Here is a 21,691-nt window from a genome sequence, read left to right as displayed (position 1 = left end):
TGCATCCAATATCAGAAATGGATAAAATTAAATAAACGTATAGAAAGGGGAAAATCATGTCATCATTAGTATGGATAATTTTAATTATCATTGTCTTATTAGTCGGTATCTATATTGCCATTTACAACGGATTGCAAAAATCTCGTGTTTACGTTGATGAATCATGGAGTCAAATTGACGTTCAACTTAAGCGTCGTAATGATTTAATTCCTAACTTGGTTGAAACTACCAAAGGCTATGCCAAACATGAAAAATCAACTTTAGAAGGTGTAGTTAAGCTGCGTGATCAATTGGTCAACGTTCCTCAGGGAGATCACGAAGAAGCAATGAAGTTGTCCAATCAAATTACTGATTCCTTAAAATCAATTTTTGCATTGGCTGAAGCTTACCCTGACTTAAAGGCAAATCAGAATTTCTTAAAACTCCAAGAAGAGTTGACTAACACAGAAAACAAGATTGCTTACTCTCGTCAGCTTTACAACTCAAGCGTTGCATCTTACGATCAAAAATTGCTTACTTTCCCTTCCAACTTAATTGCTAAGATTCACGGCTTTACCAAGATCGATTACTTGGAAACTCCAACTGAAGAAAAGGCTGTACCTAAAGTTAAGTTTTAGTTAGAAGGAAAATTATGTTATACCTCCAAATTGCCCGTAACAAGCGTAAAACTGCGTTAATTATGGTCCTCTTTGTGGTGATTTTAACCCTTGTTGGTGCTGGATTAGGCTATCTCTTTAGCAATCGCCCTTGGATGGGAATTATTATTGCCTTAGCAGGTAGTTTGATTTATTTATTAATCATGTGGCAAAATCCGGCCAATATGATTATGAGTCTTAACCATGCTCAAGAAATCCAGGAAGCAGATAATCCTGAATTGTGGCATATTGTCGAAGACATGGCGATGGTAGCCAGAGTGCCAATGCCGCGTGTTTATATTATCCCTGATCCAAGCCCAAATGCTTTTGCAACGGGACGCGATCCTAATCACAGCGCGGTAGCTGTAACCGAAGGGATTCTTCAATTAATGAACCGAGAAGAATTAGAAGGCGTGCTAGGACACGAATTATCACATGTTCGCAACTATGATATTTTGCTTTCCACCATTGCCGTTGTATTGGTTGGAGTAATTTCATTCATTTCTGGCATGGCATCCCGCTACATTTGGTTTGCAGGTGGAAGCCGTGACAGTGATGATGATCGCGATTCCAATGCCTTTGAGATGATCTTTAAGGTGGTAGCCATTGTCTTTGTCTTAATCTTAGGACCATTATCGGCTTCCCTTGCGCAAATGGCGCTTTCGCGTAACAGAGAATACCTAGCAGATGCTTCATCTGTAGAATTAACGCGCAATCCGCAGGGATTGATTTCCGCTTTGAGAAAAATTGAAAACAGTCAGCCAATGAAACAAGCTGACCGCAGCAGTGCTGGATTATATATCGAAAATCCATTTCATAATCATGGCCTATCACATCTGTTTGACACTCACCCACCTACAGAGGACAGAATAAAAAGACTTGAACACATGTAAAAAAAGAATCTGGAAAAATTCCAGATTCTTTTTTTACTTTAAATTAATATTGGCTTGTCTGAACAATTCTTCTCGCATTGCTGCAGGAGTCATGTGATAGTATTGGTTAAATTTCTTATAGAAGAATGACTTGCTGGAATAACCTACTCGACCAATAATTTCTTTCAATGATAAATCTGGTTGAGCGAGCAACTCACGTGCTTCTTGCATTCTTCTTTCATCAACATGATCCACAAAGCTCTTACCAGTCTTTGCCTTAACCATATTGGAGAAATAGTTAGGATTAAAGCCAAAATACTTAGCTGCTTCTGCCAAAGATACGTCCGCAAAATGCATATCAATGTAATTATTCAATGATTTCTTTTCAAATTTGGTCTTGTCCAAGCTAGTTGGTGTAGCCATTCTTTGCGTCCTAATTGAAATAATGAGCATGACAGTTAGTTCAGCTTGAATTAAGGCTTTAATGAATAAATCATTGTTCAAATATCCTCCAATAATGTGCTGCATTACTTGAGAGGCACGAGTTATTTGATTATTTTTCAGCCATAAAACATGTTCATTTTCAAGGCTGTCAACGATTTGCTTAATAACCTTAATCTCTCGGTTTCCTTTATAACTAAAATCGTTAAAATATTTACGATATTTAAAACCAGGCTTAAATTTTAATTTAGCAAGTACTGTATCTGATGTTTGTTTTGTAACCTCATAAATGCTATTTTCCGTAAGTAAAAGAACGTCACCAGATTTCATTGGGATAATCTTTTCACCACTCTTAATTGTCACAGTACCTTTGGCGACATATAAGATTGTCGAGACATCCATCCGATAACGATGAATGCCAGTATTATGATTTTCAAGGTAGATTGTAAACAGATCAAAATCAGGATTGCCAGCTTCGAGTTTTACCTCGTTTGTATCCGTTATGTTTGATTTTAATACGCTGGCTAGATATTGGTCCAAAGCAACAGCTGGCATATGTCCACCTCCTTTAAATTAAACAAATAATAATAGTACTATAAGTACATTATAAAAAAGTACATTATAAAACAAAAAGATATTTAGTATTGTATATAATTGCTTTATTGTACTGAAATGGCCCTTTTTACGGCAGTAGACAGGCAAAAAATCATTTTGTACAATCAGAATTATGATGATAGAAATTAGTGATGTAACTTTTTCTTACGAAAAAGAACCCCTTATCAACCAACTTAATATGAATATTGCACCCGGTTTTAATCTCTTGATTGGACCAACAGGCTGTGGCAAATCTACCCTATTAAAAATCATTGCGGGACTCTATCCAAAATATGCCGGAAAATTAACGGGAAAAATTGATCTTCATGGTCAAAAAGCAGCCATGATGTTTCAAAATGCTGCGGAACAATTTACGATGACAACGCCACGTGAAGAAATCGTCTTTGCGTTAGAAAATTTGCAAATAAAAGCTAAGGATTATGACCTCCACATAAAAAAAGCGGTGGAATTCACCAAAATTGCAGATTTGCTTGACCAAAAAATCAATACACTATCAGGTGGGCAACAACAACATGTAGCTCTAGCCGTCTTAATTGCAATGGATGTCGATGTTTTTCTGCTAGACGAACCCTTTGCTAGTTGTGATCCCAACACGCGTCATTTTTTGATAGAAAAATTAGCAAGTTTAGCTGAAACTGGAAGAACGATCATATTAAGCGACCACGTATTGGATGATTATGAGAAGATTTGTGATCACCTATATCAATTTGAAGGTAAAACCGTTAAAGAATTATCTGCTAATGAAAAAAATAAATTGTTTAAGCAAAATAAACAATTTCATGAACAATCTTATTCTTTTGCGTTGCCAACTGGCACACCTGTTTTTGAATTAAACAAGACACAGATCAAACAAAATCGTCTTTTGCTCAAACAAAACAAATTAAAAATCTACGGCAAAACAACTCTAATTACTGGTTCAAATGGTGTCGGCAAAACATCACTATTTAAAGCAATGACTAAAATGATTCCGTACAAAGGTAATTTTACCTATTTAGATAATGAAATTGCAAAGATAAAATACCGTAAATATTTATCACAAGTAGCACAAATTTTCCAAAAGGCAAGCGATCAGTTCTTAACGGTTACCGTCAAGGATGAAATTGAATTAAGCAAAAAAGATAGCAATATTTTTTTCACTGATGCAAAAATTGATGAATGGCTAGAAAAATTGCAGCTAAAACAGCACCTTGATCAGGTAGTCTATTCTCTATCAGGTGGCCAACAAAAAAAGCTGCAAATTTTGTTAATGCTGATGACTAAACATAATGTGTTGCTGATTGATGAGCCATTGAGCGGACTGGATCACGAATCAGTTGATTTAGTTTTGCAGCTGATGCAGGAATGCCAAGAGAAGCTCCAGCAGACGTTCTTGATCATCAGCCATCAGATAGACGCGTTAGCTGACTTTTGCGATTACAGGCTGGTTTTTGCGGATCAACAGCTAAAATATGTGGAGGAGTAAGCCATGAATCCTAGTTTAAAGTTTATTTTGGCTTTTATTATTTCCCTGGAAATACCTTTGAAGGCGAGTTTAACCACCAATTTAATCGTCATTGCTTTTGCTTTGGTTTATCTCATGGTTACTAGAATTAAGATCAAGGAATTGATTTTGTTAATCGCCGTGCCGTTCATCGCGGCGTTCACGATATTTGCGACGTTGTTCTGGTTTTCACCGACTCCCGATGCTTATTATGCTTGGAATCTGTCGAGCCGTGTGTATGTCTATACTTTGACCATTGCTTGTGTCACGAGGAACACCACTGCGACGGATTTTGCCCGTTCGCTTGAACAAAATCTGCATCTACCTAGCAAATTCGCATATGGCGTTTTGGCAGCGATCAACATTATTCCGCAGATGAAAATCGCGGTTAAACAAATTAGAACTGCGGCCATGATGCGTGGAATGTACCTGAGCTTCTGGTCACCGGTGCTCTACTTTAAGGCAATCTTGGTAGCGCTCAACTCCGCCGACAACTTGGCGCAAGGCATGGAATCCCACGGCTACGTTGAAGGACAGAAAAGAGCAACCATTGTAGCAATTCCGCTAACTAAAAAAGACTGGCTGATTTTCTTTACTTTATTGATTTTGGTTAATATTTCGTTGTTCATTTTTAAGTAGGCAAAAAGATGGAAATTATTGAAGGAAAAATGCCCTTCATGGGCTATGAAACTTATTATCGAATTGTTGGTGAAAGAAGCGAGAAGCCGCCATTGGTTTTGCTGCACGGCGGACCTGGCTCAAGCCACAATTATTTTGAGGTGCTGGACGAATTAGCACAAAAAGATGGCCGCCGCATCATTATGTATGACCAATTAGGTTGTGGTGAAAGCAGCATCCCTGATGATCATCCTGAACTTTACACTAAGGAAACTTGGGTGAAAGAATTAGAGGCTTTACGTGAGCATTTGGCATTACGCAAGATGCATTTGCTTGGACAAAGCTGGGGCGGGATGCTCGCCATTATTTATATGTGCGACTATCATCCCAAAGGCATTCAGAGCTTGATTCTATCTTCTACCCTGTCATCGGCATCCCTTTGGAATAAAGAACTCCACCGCATGATTAAGTATTTGCCAATTGAGGAGCAGGCAGCGATTCATAGGGCTGAGTTGACTAGCAATTTTAACGATCCAGACTATTTGAATGCTAACGAGCATTTCATGAACCAGCATGCCATCGATATGACAAAGACTTGGCCAGAATGCGTGATGCGTAAAAAGCGTGGCGGCACTGTGGCGTATGAAACGGCATGGGGACCGAACGAGTATACGCCAGAAGGCAATCTGCATGACTATGAGTACACGGATAAATTGAGCAAAATAAAAGTTCCAACTCTGATTACGAGCGGAACTGATGATTTATGTACGCCATATGTAGCTAAGACTATGCAAGATCAGATTGCCAGCAGCAAATGGCATTTGTTTGAGGGATGCGGTCACATGTCCTTTGTTGAGAAAACTGATGAATATGTTGCACTACTACAGGAGTGGCTGAATCAACATGATGAATAATAATAGGCTGACCTCGATTGGTCAGCTTTTTTGATGTAAATATGTTTATCTTTTTAAGACTAAAACAAAAACGAAGGAGCAATTTCTGCTTCCTCGTCTTTCTTCATTCTTTCACTGCGTTTGTGAGCCTATTTGAAGTTCACTACTTTAACGTAGCGTTTGTTGGTTGCTGTTGCGCCGGCTACCCGGTAGTAGCGCTTGCCGTTCTTGAACTTGTATGAGCCGCCATATGTGGTGATGGTTTGACCCTTCTTAAGTACGGTGTAATCGGCACGGCGTTTGCTAGTAGCGTAAACGTAGGCGTTGTGTTTTAGCGTACGCTTAGTACCATCAATGTTTGAAGCTTTGATATAAGCCTCATCATAATTTGCTCCTAAAGCTAGCTTGTAATATTCACTGCCATTAATATCAACTGTATCTGGTAAAACTGAAATTTTGCGGTAGGAATAATATTTTTTACCTAATGATTTACCTTCACTGTTATAAAGAATAGCAGTATGCATCAAAGTCTTGGTAACTGGCTCTGCTGGAGTAGTTGGCTTAGCATCGCTAGAGGTATTGTTACTACCTTCAATATCAGAAGTATGAATGTAAATATCTGAATTTGCACTATTAAGTCTAGTATATGAAACATTGTTAACTGTCACTGTACCAAATGTAGCTAATTGAGTATTACTACGGATTGTTACAGGTGCCTTTGAAACTACGCCACCCTTGATAGTAAATACGTAAAGATTACCGCCATCTGGATTCTTGGCATTTGCATAAACTGCACCAGAATTCTTTTCGCCAACATATAAATCAAATGAAAGTGTAGTAGTCTTGCCTTGAGTATTTGTTGCAGTAACTGTTGTTGGATATTTACCAGCTACTTCCCAGTTGAAACTATCCATGTTAACTTTTACTGTTACAGGAGTTTTATCACTGCTAGAAGCCGTTGCTGTAAAAGCATTTTTGATTGCCGATAGAGTATCAGACATTGAATTCATTTTTCTTACAGGGATGTAATTAAATGAAGCATCATCAGTTACATCATTAATTGATTGATCCTGATCATAGCTTTTACCAGCAAATGTAATTACAGGATTAGTGCTAGTTTCATTAGCAGTAGTGGTCACAGCATTCGTCGTAGTATCAGCTTGCACAGTTGAAGCAATTGTAGGTGCAATTGTTAACAAAGCTGCGGCAGCCAAGCTAATTAATTTAGTTCTCTTGTTCATGATTATAATTCCTTTACATATATAAAGAAAATTTTCAGTTAGTATTTAGCTAGCTGGAAACTTTCTAATTACTTAACTTTATTTAAATATTTGAGGTCCAATTTACTCTATAGATTCTATTCATTGCTGTTAAACCATCTGAATCTCTATGATAAGCAACTGTTAGATACAAATCATTGTCATTAATAAGTTGAATACCCTCTAATTCAGTATAGTAGCCATTGGCATCAAGAATAGTTTGAGGGTTAAGATCTACAGTTTCCCATGAATCAGGATTAGCATTGCCCCATGGAATTTTAACAATTTTTCTATTAGAATCACCAGCAAATTGACTTGAAATGTAGATATAATTACCACCATCGCTTACATCAAAGCCTTGAAGTGAACCTACTGAACCATTTGCACCGGCGATACCTGGGATTTCAAAAGCTCTAACACAATGAATACCTCTAATGTCAACAGGATTAGTCCCTGCCGCATTAAGTGCACTGTTAATGTCACTAAGATAATAAAGTGAGAAGTAGCCATTGTGGTATACATCGCCACTAGCAATCATAAAGTATTGATAATCTGGTGAAACTGCAGCTTCTACTCTTGCCATATCATCTCCAGAATAACCAATACCATAACTTTCACCAGCTCTATTCAAATAAGATAAACGCTGTAAATTAGTATTGTAGTAAATCTTTTGACCATCTGGAATATGAACACGAGCAATTTGTTTTGTCCAGTTATCTTGATTTGGCATTGGCTTTGTCCCAACAAACCAATCTCCCGATTGATTTGCATATTCCCAAGTTTGAGTATGGCCACCAGCAGTATAGCCATCTTGACCGATCAATCTTAAAACAGGGTTTGATTTATCAAAGTTAACATTCTTTTGTCTGCTTCCACGGAATACATAAATATTATGTTGTGAATGAAGTAATTGTAAGGCATAAACATATGAAGAACCTACATTACCTTTTTGAACAACAACGTGATACAGATCATCATCACCATCATCGTAATCATTCAAATTGTACTGTAAGCTTACATTTACATTAGATGCATAAACCATTACTGTTTACCTCCTAACTATCACTTTAATTCCTTAAAGCACTTACATCATACCCTGATTAAAAAAATAGCAAATCAAAAAATCCCTAATAAGGGATTTTCAGTTAATAAAATATACTAATGTGCAAAAATTTAATTGGTAATTAATTATTACCATGGTTGTATATATTTTTTATTTGAAGAAATGCAAAGATCCAACTTTCTTTTAAGTGCCCATCTTCTAAAGAATCTAGAAATTGTCGAATTGGATATTCTTTACCTGTATCAATGTAATTCAGCAAAGCTTTCATGAACTTGATTCTTACTTTAGTTAACAGATCATTTTGTGAAAAATTCAGCTGACACGTTGCATTTAAAATCACTCTAGCTTTGTCAGGTTGTTTTTCTTTTAGTAGAGCAAATACGGCGTTTATTAATGTATTACCTACAAGCACAGAAACTAGCTTTTTATCATACATCTCACCTGCTAACGATCTAGACAATTTATAAACACTATCTTCATCAAGCAATAACTGTACATTAGCAAATAAAATAATTTCTTTTTTAAACCAATGTCTAATATTATTAAATTGCTTTGCCAAAGTTACTTTATATTTAATATCCGAAAGATCTTTTCCTGATAAATCTAAATAATAATTCATAGCCATAGCTGATTTTAATAGATATTCTACTTTTGAGAATTCATCACGCGATTGCTGATATTTATCAAGTAAACACAATGATAATTTTTTTAATTCATTGATATCATTTTCTTCATAAGCAAATTCAATTTTAGCAATTACTTGTTTTATATCTACTTCACTAGTAATAATCTCGTTATATGAAATATTCATGCTAGTAAGTAATTTCTCGAAAATCTCTACAGGTAACCCTTCTTCACCACGCTCCCATCTTGATAATGTTGATGTTGAAACAACTCCTACTTTTTGCGCTAATTCCTTAAGGGAAACATTTGCTTCTTTTCTAATTTCTTTAAATTTTGGACCAACTATTTTGTCTATTTTTGCATTTCTTCTTTTCACTGAAAGGACCTCATAATGTTAACCGAGAAACTAAAATATCTTTTATCATCTATAATCATTAGTGGCGGATTAGCCGTCATGGGAAACACGATCTCCATTTATATTCCTAATATTAAAATAATATAGTACTCTTTTTTCAGCAAAAGACAATTTTAATGGTACATAAACATACTAACCTAAGTGTTGGATAATCTTTCGACGGAAGGATTATCTAGCGCTTTTATTTTTGCTTTAAAATAAAAGTTGAGATGAAGCACTTAATGCCGTGATCTTTTTGGGCACTTGATGCCATTATATAAACTGGCAGTTTCACCGGCTTTTCAGGAAATTTCATTGGAGTATGTTGGCTCTTTAAGCCTTGTTCAGAAAATTAATGACTGATAGCTTATGTGAACAGTAACTTCATCTCGTTAGAGCATGGATTGAAAGGATGGCTTAGTGATGACCTATAACGTAGTTTTTGGAATTGATGTTAGCAGTAAAAGTTCAACGGTAAGTGTTTTGATCAAAAGAAATGAGTTTAAACATTTTACTATCGCCAATGACTTAGTTGGCTTTAATGAACTGCTAGAACAATTACAGTGCTACAAGCATCCTGTAGTTATCTTTGAGGCTACTGGTGTCTATTCCTTACCACTGCAATCATTTTTAGATCACCATAACTATGATTACACGCGCATCAATCCATTAAGTGCTAAGAAGCTAATGGATAACAATCTGCGCCATCTAAAGACAGATCGTACTGATGCACATAACTTAGCGAAAATTCAATTTGATGTGCCACAGCCACTGACTCCTAAGCAAGACTACCGTTATCACGAAATGCAAAATGCCAGTCGGTTTTATGAAGAACTAACCAGAGATTTAGTCAAATATAAGAATCGCTTGCATCGTGCATTGCAATCTACTTTTCCTCAGATTGAACAAATCTCTAGTAGTCGAAGTGGTGAGGTTTATTGGCATATTGTTGATTTATTTCCACACGCCAAATTTGTCTTAGACAGTTCCTATGATCAAATAGCATCTCAATTGGTTAAGATCAAAGGAATTGGAGCTTCTAAGGCTAATCAAGTAGCCTGCAGCTTGCAAAGTCTTGCACAACGCACTTGGTATTACGATGACTGTGACAGTATCACAGTTGAATTAATTAAGTATTGTATTGAACATTTGCTTCAAATTGAACAAAGACGCAAGCATATTCTGGCATATATCAAGCAAATTGCACCTAATCCTAAAGATGTCCAAATATATTTATCTGTACCTGGTATTGGCAAGAAGACGGCCTTAAGAATATATGCGGAATTAGGTGATTTAAGACGCTTTAACAATGCTAATCAAGTTGATGCTTTCATTGGAATTGATCCTGGTGAATCTCAATCTGGAAATACTGACAAGCACTTACCGATTACAAAACATGGTAATGCAATAGCGAGAAAGATTATGTACCGTATCATTACCCAAATGGAATCGGCTAAGAAGACTAAACCTTGCCATATTACAGACTATTATGAACATAAAAAACAGCTTTCTCAGACGAAAGGTCATAAGAAAGCTGCCATCGCATCAATGCATAAACTGATTCGCACAATCTATGCTCTAATTATTAATGATCAATCATACGATTACCATAAAGCACTCCGTAATCAAAGGTAATGATTAATCACTCATAGTATATCAGCCTGCACAAACAGAATAAAGTGAAGGTTTAGTTTGTTGTGCTCAAAATCATGCTTTAACATGAAATTATTGAGCATAACTCGCTCCATTAGTGATAAAAGCAAAAAATAAATTGCTCAGAATCATTGATAATACTTGATTTTTGGTAGAAAAAAGAACCTCTATTCTTCCTAATCGAAAAATAGAGGTCTTTTTCTACTTATGATACGGACTACCCGAATTAATCATGAACGCACGATAAATCTGCTCAATTAGCACCACCCGCATCAACTGGTGCGGCATCGTCAGCTTACCAAAACTAATCAGGTCATCCCCGCGCTTATTGACAGCATCGCTCGTACCCAAGCTGCCGCCAATCACAAAGGTAATATCCGAATGACCATACGTAGCTAGATCCTGAATCTCCTTTGCAAATTCCTCGCTGCTGCGCTGCTTACCCTTAATCGCAGTCACGTAGACATACTCCTTATCCTTAATCTTGCTCAGAATCCGCTCGCCTTCGATCTGCTTGACGCGTTCATCTTCAGCTGCACTAAATTTTTCCGGTGCTTTTTCATCTGGCACCTGAACAATCGACACTTTTGCAAAGCGACTAAGCCGCTTTTTATATTCCGCAATCGCATCTTTAAAATACTTTTCTTTTAATTTTCCAACACAAACAATCTTAATATTCATACCTATTAGTTTATCATCAAAATTAACAGAAATTCCACTGTAGTTTTCCACATCCTGTTCAAAACACAATCTACATTTTGTGGTATTATTAAAGACAACTTCTACACTTTGTGGTTCAAATTTTATTGAATTTTTTCCAAAAAACTTTTCCACATTTTACCTATGGATAAGCATTTTTCACAAACTTTGCGTTAAAAAGCTTAATATGCCAGCATGAACGCACGTTTTAACAAAATTTATTCACTTATTTTTTAAAATTTTATCCACAGCAAATAAGAACAAAATTTACCGAGTTATGCACAGTCCACAGAGTTATCCACATCTGTTAACAAGTACTCTTTTATTAGTACTTTCTTGACAAGTTAATAAAACGAACTTTTCCTTGTTACACGTTATTATAGTTAACAAAAAGAGCTATATCTGCTTTAAATCGCGTGATATAGCTCTTTTTCTTTGTCTAAATATTTTTATTTCTTAATTAGTTGCCTTCAAGCTTTACCTTCATGTCAACATCTTTACCATTTCTGTTCACGGTTACATTTACGGTATCACCGACTTTGTGACTGTAAAGGATGCTGTGTAACGATGCAACATCGTCAACTTTCTTACCGTCAACCTTGGTAATGACATCGCCGCTCTTAATACCTGCATTTGCGGCAGAACCATTTCTGCTTACAAATGCAATGTAAATACCGTTCTTGAGGTTAGACTTGATCTTCAAACGACTTCTGTAGCCTTCTGGAATGCCTTGAAGCGCGATTACTCTTACGCCAAGTTGTGGACGAGTAATCTTACCCTTCTTAACTAGTTCATTCACAATAGTTACTACTTCATTTGAAGGAATTGCGAAGCCCATCCCTTCTACAGAAGTACCATCGCTTGACTGTGCTAACTTCATTGAGTTAATACCAATAACTTGACCAGCTGAGTTAACTAATGCACCACCAGAGTTACCTGGGTTAATTGCGGCATCAGTTTGGATAACTGTTTGTTGATTACCTGATGAAGTAGAGATTGTTCTGGCAGGTGCTGAAATAATCCCTTGCGTTACCGTAGAAGCATATTCACTACCAAGTGGGGAACCAACCGCAATAACTGTTTGGCCGGCTTCTAGGTGCTTAGAATCGCCGAATTGAGCCGTTTGAGTTACGTACTTAGCATCAATTGATAAAACAGCCAAGTCAGTTGTACTATCTTTACCTACAACTTTAGCATTCACAGTTTTACCATTAGCAAGCAAAACTTGCACTGCGTCGCTACCGGAAATAACGTGGTTGTTAGTTACAATATAACCCTTGCCGTTAGATTTCATGTAAACGACACCTGAACCTTCACTATAGGTCTCAAGCTTGCCATTCTTGCTTGAAGAACTATCGCTATCATCGCCAAACAAGCTATTGTAAAGTGAATCAGTACCGCTTGAAGCTGATTGACGCTTCAAGTTAATGACGGACACAACCGCACCTTTAACATCATTATAAGCAGCAGTCATCGTACCACCATTTTTGGCACTCTTTTCTGAAACCTTGCTGCTGCTTGAAGAAATACTGGTTTGTGCTGCGCCGTTGCCTTGACCATTATTCATTTGGCCCATTGCGTAATAAGACACGCCACCGCCGACAAGTCCGCCAACTACACCAACGATTGCTGCAGTGGCGATAATTTTATTACCACTCTTTTTTCTAGGTTGATTTTGATTATTATTTTGATTCTCTACCATACCGCTTTTCCCCCTTGTATCATTATTGTTGTATTAACTATACACGGCAAATTTGAAAAATATATGAATAATCTATACAAAAACTGCTAAATTTCTATCAATTTTGTTGGACTAGCAGGCTCTGTATCAATAATTTTTACATCATCACTCAAATTTGCATCCCCTTCAATCAGCATTTCCTTCGCCGTCTCATGCGCTAAGTATTCCGTATTATTATGCTGACTGCGATGTGCCAAAAAGATATGCTTCGTCTTAGGCGTCACTACATCAACTAATGCCTGGGCGGCCTCATCGTTTGATAAATGCCCAACATCTGACAGAATTCTCTGCTTAAGCGACCAAGAATACGGTCCATCTCTTAGCATCATAGTATCATAATTGAATTCCATCATATAGGCATCAGCATCCTCAATTGTCCCCTCGACTTCTTCGGAGACATAGCCTGTATCTGTTAAAAAGGCAATGCGCTTGCCGCCACTTGTAAAAACATAATACTGCGGCTGAGCCGCATCATGACTAGTTGCAAATGCCGTGACATCGAGATCGCCAAAAGTCTTAGTCTGTCCCGGTTCAATCGTATTCATCTGTTCTGCCGGTAACTTGCCAATCTTTTGCGTATCTAGTAAATACTGCCACGTACCGCTATTGGCAAAAGCATCAATCTTGGGATAACGCCGCATCAAAACGCCTAATCCACCGCTATGGTCTGTATGATCATGACTCAAAAACGCCATATCAATATCGTTAATATCTACGCCAACATCGGCCAATAATTGCTTAGTCTTTTTACCAGAAAGGCCAGCATCCATTAGGATCTTATGCTGGCCTGTTTCGATTAAACTAGTATTACCGGTTGACCCGCTCGCTAAAACGGAAACCTTCATCTTCGCTTTACCTTTCTATTTTTCAACGTTATACGTGCTTGATTGCAGCATTTGCGCCGTATATGCGTTAACTCGCTTTAACGTAATATTCTTAGTGGTCTTGTTTTCTATCCAGACTAACCAAGTCGGTAACAAAATCGTACTGCCACGAACTTCAGTCAACTTAGAATAGCCCAACTTAATTTGCGTTACCTTCGAATTGTTAGTCAACTCTCGATTAGTATACATCGCACGCACTGCACGCCATGCACTGATCGTTGACTGCAATTCTCTTACTGGACTAGCTGGACCCATGTAAGATTCCGCATAATTGATAATCTGATGATCCTTAACCGCGATGCTCAATTGAGCTGAACCAGCATAAATCTCGCCATAGTCAGTTGTTTGTACAAAAACATAATTGTCTTCGCTGGACATATCTGGCTCATACTTGAATTCTTTTCCATAAGGGACATTCTTAGGATCATTCTTGAATTTATTTACTTGTTCTAGTGCCTTTTTAGGATTTTTATCCAAGAGCGTTGTCATCTTAGGTGTAGCGTAAAGAACATTTTCGTCTTTAGAATAGCGTGCGTTAACATTGGTCAAAGCATCTATTTTATTGGAAAGATAATTACGGTTTTTGGTTGCTAAATAATAGCCTGAGGCAGGTGCATTAGAAAGTTTATCTGGCAAATCAATATTATCTGACTTCATTTCTGAACGAATGCTGGCCACGCTGCGAGTGGTCGTATCTGCTCCGCTCAAATTGACGGGTGAACGTAGAATCTCAATCCCCAAATAGATATCGATCAATAAGAAAACAATGAAAAACAGCCATTCTATTCGTTTATGGTCCATTTTTATTTCACCTCATTAGTTTTAACTGTCTCCCCAGGTTCACGGTAAGGAGCTACATTCTTCTTTTCCCACTCGTCAACGCTCTTCCACTCATCGTAAGCCTTTACGTAATAAGTTGGAATTAAGTTAATCAAGCTATGGTGACTAGAATCCTTTTCTATCTTGAAACCGACAATAATTCGTTGAATATCAGATTGATTAAGACCATGCGCACCTAATTCACTCACTACCTCAGCAGTCGGCTTTAACTCTTGAGTTTGACCATCAAAAGGAATCGGAATTTGGAAATTGACGCTGTTGAAGGCAACGTTAATTGAATCATATGAAAAAGTAGTTTTAACCTGCAAATCATGCTGGTTCAAGAAAACAGGAATCCCTTCAATATAGTTGACATAGCCCACATTAGAGCCATCCGCGTCAAAGAAGCGCAGATCTTGTTCGGTTAATCCCAATTGGTGCACGTAGTACACGCTATCAAGCAAACGGTTAGTTGCATTCGGAATCTTATTCTTTTCAAAATGAGTATACAAGTAATTATGCTCGCCTGATTCAGGATCTGGCACCTTTAATCTGGTGTAATAGTTGAGAGAATAGATGGTTTGTCCACTCTTATTAGTCTTGCTAGTTACTCCAGAAGTTCCCAATAAGCGAGAAACGAAGTAAGAATAAGACTGGTGATTAGTCAAATAGCTGTAAACCTTGCTATTGGTTGTTCGACTATAGAATGGTGAATAACCTTCCTGCAATTTAACCAAGTGCACTGGACTCTTAGTTTTGGCATTACGAGCAAAATTACGCAACTTATCAAAGTTAGCGCCCTTGATCTTAATGCGGTAAATCGCACTAGTTTGATCATTGCCTAAATAAATAATGTTATTGGAATGCGAAACAAAGAAACGGTTAAATTCTCGATTATCATTATTAGAATTATTCAAATGATTGAACAAAGAAAAAGTGATTTCATCAGGATAAACTAATTGCAAATAAGCATCATCATTCAAATATTCTTCGTACTTAGCGCGAGACTTAACAATTTTCTTTACATCGCTAACTGCCTTGGCTTTTTGAATTTCCTTGGTAAATTCCAAAGTTAAATTATTTTTTGAATCATACAACTGGCATAATCTGCCGTCTACAAAACCGTATGAAGTAGTTGGAATGTACAGATCATATAATGATTTGGCACTATGACTGCGGGCCTGCTGCTTTGTAGTATTATTCTGATTTTGACCAATATTGCTGAAACGCTGGTCACTCGTCATGATAAAAATCCACAAAACAATAGAAAGAACAATGGCGAGCAGGGTAGCTAAACCTAAGAAAAATTCACCGAATTTGAATTTAAACTTCATCCCAGTCATCCTCCTCTGTCATTGGTTCATAAGGCAAGGAAATATAGAAGGTAGAGCCCTTGCCCTCGCTACTATCAGCCCAAATGCGACCATGATGAGCTTCCACAATTTCTTTAGCAATGGCTAAACCTAACCCGGTTCCGCCTTGAGCACGTGAACGAGCCTTATCTACACGATAGAATCTATCGAAGATCTTACCTAAGTCCTTTCTAGGAATACCTAATCCTTGATCAGAAATACTCAAGATAACGTGACCTTGACTATGAGTTAAGCGAACGGTAATCACACCACCATCAGGTGAATATTTAATCGCATTATTCATAATGTTGTCGATCACCTGCATCATCTTGTCAGTGTCGATCTCTACCCAAAGGGCCTGATTGCCTAACTCACGCTTAATAGTGTATTTCTTTTTGTGGCCCTTATTTTTATCGGTTTTCACAATCATATCAAACCGGTTCAAAATATGGCTAACAAAGTCATTCAAGTTAACAAATTCCAGATCCATCTTTGAAACGCCACGGTCCATCCTGGACAAGCTAAGCAAGTCGTTAATCATTCTGATCATTCGACTCGTTTCTTGCTGGGTAACTTCCAAGAATTTAGGCGCAATTTCAGGGTCTTTCCATGCCCCTTCATTTAAGGCTTCGATGTAGGCCTGCAAACTGGTTAAAGGCGTTCTTAATTCGTGAGAAACGTTTGAAACGAACTGTCTTTGTGAGTTTTCATTCTTTTGTTGTTCTGTGACATCATGAAGAACGCAAACACTACCTGATACAAAGCCTGTAACGCGCTTAATCAATGAGAAGCTGGCATGCAAAATAATTTCATCACGCGTACCTGGATCAACGGTAACGACAATTTCTTTTTGACTGGAAATCAAGTCCTGTGATGAGGTGTCTTTTAAGCCTAAAACTTCTGCAATTGGTCTATTGATAATCTCGTCTTCGTCCGCATTCAAATAGCTAAGTGCCATGTGGTTAACGACGCTGACGTTGCCGTGACGGTCGGTAGCAAGCACCCCATCACTCATGTGCGCTAGCACGCTATCTAGCCGCCGTCTTTCACTATCTGATTCTTCTTGCGATTGTTCAATTCGAACGGACAAAGTATTAAAGGCCTTGGCTAATTGCCCCAACTCATCGTCTGAGTAGATTTTTACCTGACTAGAATAATCACCGTTGGCAATATGCAGGGCCTGTTTTTGCATTTCTTCAATTGGTTGAGTAATTGCGCGGGAAATAACTAGTGCTAAAAATGCGCCAAGCAGTGCTGCAATCAGCGAAGCAATTAAGAATGTTAAGGAAATCTGCCGCAGATTATCAAAGACATCCTGCATGCTGGCTTTAACATAAATCGCACCGACATTGTTGTTCGAGCCGTTGCCACTAGTTAAAGGCGAAATCTGAATCATATAATTGCCATGATCATCAACCACCTTATTAATCTGGTGCCCGGTTGAAATTACCTGCTTAACGTCAGTATTGTTGATTCGCTGGCCAACCTTTCTTTTATCGTTCAAATTAGAAACCGCACGAATTGTGTCCTTATTATCAACAACAATAATTTCACTAATCGAGTCATTGTTATAATCATTGACGATTTGATTCAAGCGGTCATTAGCATTTTTACTATCGCTAGCTAGTTGATTAGCCAACTGGTTGCTAACGATTGTTTGAATCTGAATCGATGATTGAAAGTTTTCAATACTATTTTGTTCTAATTGCCTTGTAAAATAAGCTCCAATTACTTCAATTGTTGCTAGCAGCATTAGCATGAACACGACCGCTAGCTTAGTATTAATTGAATTAAATGTAGCATTTAATTTCTCTCTGAGTTTTTTCATCATTCATTCAACATTTTTATATAAAAAAGAAAGTCACTTACCTTTCCAGTTGTGTGACTTTCTTCATTAACCTTCACTTGGCTGTTTTACGTAATATCCTACACCACGACGAGTAACCAAAACTTGAGGTTGGATTGGGTTGTCTTCAATCTTTTCTCTCAAACGGTGAACAGTTACGTCTACTGTACGCACATCGCCAAAGTAGTCATAGCCCCAAACAGTTTGTAAAAGGTGTTCACGAGTCATAACTTGCCCCATATGTTGAGCTAAGTAGTAAAGAAGCCCAAATTCACGGTGAGTAAGCTCAATCTTCCGACCATCTTTTTCAACGATATAGGCATCTGGCATGATAACCAAGTTACCGATCTTAATATTCTTATCTGTATCGTCTTGGTTAGCTGCTTCTGCCTTCTTAACAATGTCACGACGGCGCAAGTTAGCCTTAACGCGGGCAACTAATTCTCTATTAGAGAAAGGCTTAGTGACATAGTCATCGGCACCCATTTCTAGACCAAGTACTTTATCAATTTCAGTATCTTTAGCTGTTACCATGATAATTGGCATATCGTGCGTTTGACGAACTTCACGAGCAACCTCGAGTCCATCTTTCTTTGGTAACATCAAATCCAGGATCATTAAGTCTGGATCGTATTCGTCAACTTTCTTAACAGCTTCTTCACCATCATAGGCGGTGTCGACATCAAAGCCTTCCTTAGTTAAATTAAATTTAATGATATCAGAAATCGGCTTTTCATCGTCGACGACGAGAATCTTTTTTGGCATCGGGAATGCCTCCTTTGCCCTTACATTATACTGGATTTTACGGTTTTAGCCAAAAAAATCGAAAAAATTTAAAAAAAGTCTTGCATTTTTTGCCAGATAATTGCATAATAATATCTGTTGATTGATTCAACACATGGGTGGCTAGCTCAGCTGGCAGAGCAACGGACTCTTAATCCGTGGGTCCAGGGTTCGATCCCCTGGCCACCCATAATATATTCGTTAGAGATAAGACTTCTGTCTTATCTCTTTTTTTAATCTTCTAATTGGATTTAAGATTGCCAATCTTGGTAAAATATAGATAAGATATTTTGACTAAGGGGGCTTTACTATGAACGAAGCTGTATTTTTCAATCCGGGAAATGCGATTGCATCTTCCCATGACTTCAAGGAAGCACGCAGAAGTGCACAAATTATTAAGGCAGAACGTCCAACGGGCCGCCAGATTGTAATTGCTAAAAATGATAAGAGTGGTGTCTATGCTGTCTACTATGCAGACAAGATGCAAGAAGATCAGACTGGCACTGCATACCATATTGAAGATAAGCTTTAAGATTGATCGGTCAAACGGCCGATTTTTTTGTTTTTTATGTTTTTGAGCAATTATTTTGACTTTTTTTAAAAAGTACTTGTCAAAAGCAAAATCTACTGGTAATATATTTAACTGTCAGCAAGAGAGCTGATGAAAAATATGGGTGGCTAGCTCAGCTGGCAGAGCAACGGACTCTTAATCCGTGGGTCCAGGGTTCGATCCCCTGGCCACCCATAATATGGAAATGGCACTGCAAGAAGGCGGTGCTTTTTTTGTACTTAAAACCGAATAAAGAAAAAGACTGATATGTCCTCGCTGATTATAGCGAAGACTATCAGTCTTTTTTGCTTATATTTCAAAAATTATTTCTTCAATGCTGCAGCTTTTGCTTCTGCGGCTGTATTTAATAGAGTTAGCTTTACACTTCTATTAACATCTCACTTATACTTCTCCATCATCTGCTATCAATTTTTAGTCAATTAATATAGAACATCAATTAAAATGAACTATAATTGTATTATCATTCAAGATATCAATGAGGTGTTAACACATGAAGAAGAATAGAACAATATTTACCATTCTTATCGTTGCCTTTTTGGGCATCGTTTCACTAAGCATGAACTCCAACCCAGTTAAAGCAGCCAACACTGTGAAACTATATTTAAATAGCAACTCCTACGTATACAACCACAAAGGTCAACGTTTACGTGGTAAATACATCAAGAAGAATAAAGCTGTTGCTGCTCCAGGAAAATTGCGAAAAACAAATTCTGTGAAGAGATATTACATAATGAAAGATAATAGTTCAACTGGTGTAATGAATTCTAATGAGAATTTGTTTAATTATTTATATTGGCTTCCATATAAAAAAATAAAAAAGCAAGAATACTACAGAATAGGCTACAACAGATATATCAAGTGTATAAACGTTAAATCCATCTACAGTAAAGATCTTCCTTCACTGTATGCACATAAGGCAAACGAACTAATAACTAATCATGCAACTGTTATAACAAAAGATCCTAAGACAATTAACCAAAAACATATTTATGCACTGAAAGAAGTTTCTAAAAATAGAGCAGAAAATGCATATGTATTACCCAAAAATAAGAAATTAGTCGTAGATGATACTACAGGATTTGATAATATGTATGCAGAAACATACCACATTAAAAATACGAAATATTATGTTTATGCTGGCGATATAGTTAAAAGACCTAGACACCCAGTATATTCTCATCCTTTTAAGTCCATCATCAATGGAATTAAAACTTTATACTAAAAAAGCAATCGACCTATAGTTAGGTTGATCGCTTTTTTTTTTGGCTCTATGATAAATCCTGTTGATAGATTTCTATGATATTCTATCAACAGGATTTATCATAGAGCCATTCTTTTTTAAGCGGCTTAAGCAGATAATTCAGCTTGAACTTGCCTAAAAAAGGCAAATCTTTATTATTCTGATAACGCTCATTCATCATAGCCAGCATTTGATTCCAAACAAAGCGATCATTGCCAAACATTTGCTCAAGCTGGTTTTGTTGTGTTCTATTAGGATAGAGTCTTAATTTGATCCCTTTTAGCACATTTGTTCTCTCCTTTTTTTTTAAGATCATATCAAACATATGTTTAAGAAAGAAGGGGAACAAGCAAAAAAAACAAAAGAAAAAAGCCGGATTCATCACGGGATTGAAATACCGTGTTTTCTCCGGCAATTAATCAATAAGCCTACGGAGGAATAAGAATGAAACGCGTTTATTACTACCACAAAACTACCGACGATGTTGTCGACAGCCATAACCAAAATTTCAGCTTACCCGATGATTACGTCATCCTGCCAACCTCTTGCGCTGCCAAAATCTGGTCTCGAATCGCGCGTCGCCTCGCAGCTGGCTTCGGCTGGATCGGCTTTCGCCTCTTTGATCATGTCCAAGTCATTGGCAAAGAAAAGCTAAAACAAGTTAACGGTGGCTATTTCATCTACGGCAACCACACCCGTCCCATGGGCGATGTCTTCACTTCACTCACCATTTTCCCAGTAAAAAACTTCTACGCCATTGCTAATCAAGCCAACTGGGGCATCCCCTTCATCGGCAAATATCTCGTCCGCTACGGCGGCCTCCCCGTTGGCAAAAACATCAAACAATCAATCAAACTAATCAAGGCCATTCAAACCGTGATCAACGACAAAAAAGGTGAGGTCCTTATCTACCCTGAAGCCCACGTTTGGCCCTATTACACTAAGATCAGATATTTCGACTCCACCAGCATGCACTTTCCTGTCAAGCTGGACGCTCCAAGTTTCGTCATGACGAAGACCTACCATCAAAAGCGCATAGGACGTCGTCCACGCTGCGTTATTTACATTGATGGACCATTTTATCCAGATCAAGCTTTAAATCGTAAGGAAGCCCAAAATAAGCTGCACGATCAAATCTGGCAAACCATGAATGAACGCGCAAAATTAAGCAACTACGATTATTATCAATACATCCAAAAATAAAAGCCG

The 21,691-nt window shown here is 37.6% G+C and carries 20 protein-coding genes, 2 tRNA genes and 1 pseudogene; 11 read left to right on the top strand and 12 right to left on the bottom strand.

The genetic code is table 11. From position 1 onward, the window contains the following. Positions 1–56 precede the first annotated feature (56 nt). Positions 57–617, top strand: coding sequence for a LemA family protein (locus AADV52_RS09015; protein WP_014918071.1), 561 nt, complete (start codon positions 57–59; stop codon positions 615–617). 14 nt (positions 618–631) lie between these two features. Next, on the top strand, positions 632–1,528 hold the full coding sequence (gene htpX / locus AADV52_RS09010; RefSeq protein WP_014918070.1) for a zinc metalloprotease HtpX: 897 nt from the start codon (positions 632–634) through the stop codon (positions 1,526–1,528). 33 nt (positions 1,529–1,561) lie between these two features. Here the strand turns inward: htpX and AADV52_RS09005 are convergent, their stop codons facing one another. Continuing rightward, positions 1,562–2,503, bottom strand: coding sequence for an AraC family transcriptional regulator (locus AADV52_RS09005; RefSeq protein ID WP_014562851.1), 942 nt, complete (start codon positions 2,501–2,503; stop codon positions 1,562–1,564). A 172-nt stretch (positions 2,504–2,675) separates the two neighbouring features. Between AADV52_RS09005 and AADV52_RS09000 the strand changes: the two genes are divergently transcribed. Genes AADV52_RS09000 through pepI form a run of 3 tightly spaced genes read left to right on the top strand, consistent with a single transcriptional unit; the run spans position 2,676 to position 5,575 of the window. Beyond that, positions 2,676–4,025, top strand: a complete 1,350-nt coding sequence (locus AADV52_RS09000; protein WP_041808618.1) for an ATP-binding cassette domain-containing protein — start codon at positions 2,676–2,678, stop codon at positions 4,023–4,025. A 3-nt stretch (positions 4,026–4,028) separates the two neighbouring features. Next, positions 4,029–4,682 (top strand): energy-coupling factor transporter transmembrane component T family protein, encoded by a 654-nt coding sequence (locus AADV52_RS08995; RefSeq protein WP_014918068.1) that lies wholly within the window; start codon positions 4,029–4,031, stop codon positions 4,680–4,682. An 8-nt stretch (positions 4,683–4,690) separates the two neighbouring features. After that, on the top strand, positions 4,691–5,575 hold the full coding sequence (gene pepI, locus AADV52_RS08990; RefSeq protein WP_014918067.1) for a proline iminopeptidase: 885 nt from the start codon (positions 4,691–4,693) through the stop codon (positions 5,573–5,575). Positions 5,576–5,703: 128 nt separating this feature from the next. Here the strand turns inward: pepI and AADV52_RS08985 are convergent, their stop codons facing one another. The 3 genes from AADV52_RS08985 to AADV52_RS08975 form a co-directional block, all read right to left on the bottom strand. Then, positions 5,704–6,795 (bottom strand): SLAP domain-containing protein, encoded by a 1,092-nt coding sequence (locus AADV52_RS08985; RefSeq protein ID WP_014918066.1) that lies wholly within the window; start codon positions 6,793–6,795, stop codon positions 5,704–5,706. An 82-nt stretch (positions 6,796–6,877) separates the two neighbouring features. Beyond that, positions 6,878–7,855: a helveticin J family class III bacteriocin gene (locus AADV52_RS08980; RefSeq protein WP_014918065.1), complete on the bottom strand. Its 978-nt coding sequence runs from the start codon at positions 7,853–7,855 to the stop codon at positions 6,878–6,880. A 142-nt stretch (positions 7,856–7,997) separates the two neighbouring features. Further along, on the bottom strand, positions 7,998–8,876 hold the full coding sequence (locus AADV52_RS08975) for a helix-turn-helix domain-containing protein (RefSeq protein WP_014918064.1): 879 nt from the start codon (positions 8,874–8,876) through the stop codon (positions 7,998–8,000). A 438-nt stretch (positions 8,877–9,314) separates the two neighbouring features. On the opposite strand from AADV52_RS08975, the gene AADV52_RS08970 reads away from it, so the two are divergent. Further along, positions 9,315–10,529: an IS110 family transposase gene (locus tag AADV52_RS08970; RefSeq protein WP_107775408.1), complete on the top strand. Its 1,215-nt coding sequence runs from the start codon at positions 9,315–9,317 to the stop codon at positions 10,527–10,529. A gap of 219 nt (positions 10,530–10,748) precedes the next feature. Here the strand turns inward: AADV52_RS08970 and rlmH are convergent, their stop codons facing one another. The 7 genes from rlmH to yycF all read right to left on the bottom strand — a co-directional run bounded on the left by rlmH (position 10,749) and on the right by yycF (position 18,653). After that, positions 10,749–11,228, bottom strand: coding sequence for a 23S rRNA (pseudouridine(1915)-N(3))-methyltransferase RlmH (gene rlmH, locus AADV52_RS08965; RefSeq protein ID WP_014918062.1), 480 nt, complete (start codon positions 11,226–11,228; stop codon positions 10,749–10,751). A 478-nt stretch (positions 11,229–11,706) separates the two neighbouring features. Next, positions 11,707–12,948, bottom strand: a complete 1,242-nt coding sequence (locus AADV52_RS08960) for a S1C family serine protease (RefSeq protein ID WP_014918061.1) — start codon at positions 12,946–12,948, stop codon at positions 11,707–11,709. A gap of 86 nt (positions 12,949–13,034) precedes the next feature. After that, positions 13,035–13,832, bottom strand: coding sequence for an MBL fold metallo-hydrolase (locus AADV52_RS08955; protein WP_014918060.1), 798 nt, complete (start codon positions 13,830–13,832; stop codon positions 13,035–13,037). 15 nt (positions 13,833–13,847) lie between these two features. Then, positions 13,848–14,672: a two-component system regulatory protein YycI gene (locus tag AADV52_RS08950; RefSeq protein ID WP_014918059.1), complete on the bottom strand. Its 825-nt coding sequence runs from the start codon at positions 14,670–14,672 to the stop codon at positions 13,848–13,850. A 2-nt stretch (positions 14,673–14,674) separates the two neighbouring features. Beyond that, positions 14,675–16,024 (bottom strand): YycH family regulatory protein, encoded by a 1,350-nt coding sequence (locus tag AADV52_RS08945; protein ID WP_014918058.1) that lies wholly within the window; start codon positions 16,022–16,024, stop codon positions 14,675–14,677. Further along, complete coding sequence (gene walK, locus AADV52_RS08940; RefSeq protein ID WP_041808893.1) at positions 16,014–17,870, bottom strand: cell wall metabolism sensor histidine kinase WalK; 1,857 nt, start codon at positions 17,868–17,870, stop codon at positions 16,014–16,016. Before walK ends, AADV52_RS08945 begins: the two co-directional genes overlap by 11 nt. Positions 17,871–17,936: 66 nt before the next feature. Next, entirely contained in the window at positions 17,937–18,653 is a 717-nt protein-coding gene (gene yycF / locus AADV52_RS08935; protein ID WP_014918056.1) for a response regulator YycF, read from the bottom strand. A 135-nt stretch (positions 18,654–18,788) separates the two neighbouring features. Between yycF and AADV52_RS08930 the strand changes: the two genes are divergently transcribed. The 4 genes from AADV52_RS08930 (at position 18,789) to AADV52_RS08915 (ending at position 20,464) form a co-directional block, all read left to right on the top strand. After that, positions 18,789–18,861: transfer RNA gene (locus tag AADV52_RS08930), tRNA-Lys, on the top strand. A gap of 120 nt (positions 18,862–18,981) precedes the next feature. Further along, positions 18,982–19,203, top strand: a complete 222-nt coding sequence (locus AADV52_RS08925; protein ID WP_014918055.1) for a hypothetical protein — start codon at positions 18,982–18,984, stop codon at positions 19,201–19,203. A gap of 140 nt (positions 19,204–19,343) precedes the next feature. After that, positions 19,344–19,416: transfer RNA gene (locus AADV52_RS08920), tRNA-Lys, on the top strand. 316 nt (positions 19,417–19,732) lie between these two features. Then, on the top strand, positions 19,733–20,464 hold the full coding sequence (locus AADV52_RS08915) for an SLAP domain-containing protein (RefSeq protein WP_014918054.1): 732 nt from the start codon (positions 19,733–19,735) through the stop codon (positions 20,462–20,464). Between the two features lie 91 nt (positions 20,465–20,555). Here the strand turns inward: AADV52_RS08915 and AADV52_RS08910 are convergent. Further along, positions 20,556–20,807 (bottom strand): annotated as a pseudogene (locus AADV52_RS08910) (helix-turn-helix domain-containing protein); the annotation flags it as partial. Between the two features lie 119 nt (positions 20,808–20,926). Here AADV52_RS08910 and AADV52_RS08905 point away from each other — a divergent pair. Then, a complete protein-coding gene (locus tag AADV52_RS08905) occupies positions 20,927–21,685 on the top strand; it encodes a lysophospholipid acyltransferase family protein (RefSeq protein ID WP_014918052.1) in 759 nt (252 codons plus the stop codon). Positions 21,686–21,691: the final 6 nt, after the last annotated feature.

It is taken from the genome of Lactobacillus helveticus (assembly GCF_046109915.1).
In the GTDB taxonomy this organism is placed as follows: domain Bacteria; phylum Bacillota; class Bacilli; order Lactobacillales; family Lactobacillaceae; genus Lactobacillus; species Lactobacillus helveticus.
This window is presented reverse-complemented; position numbering and strand designations above follow the sequence as displayed.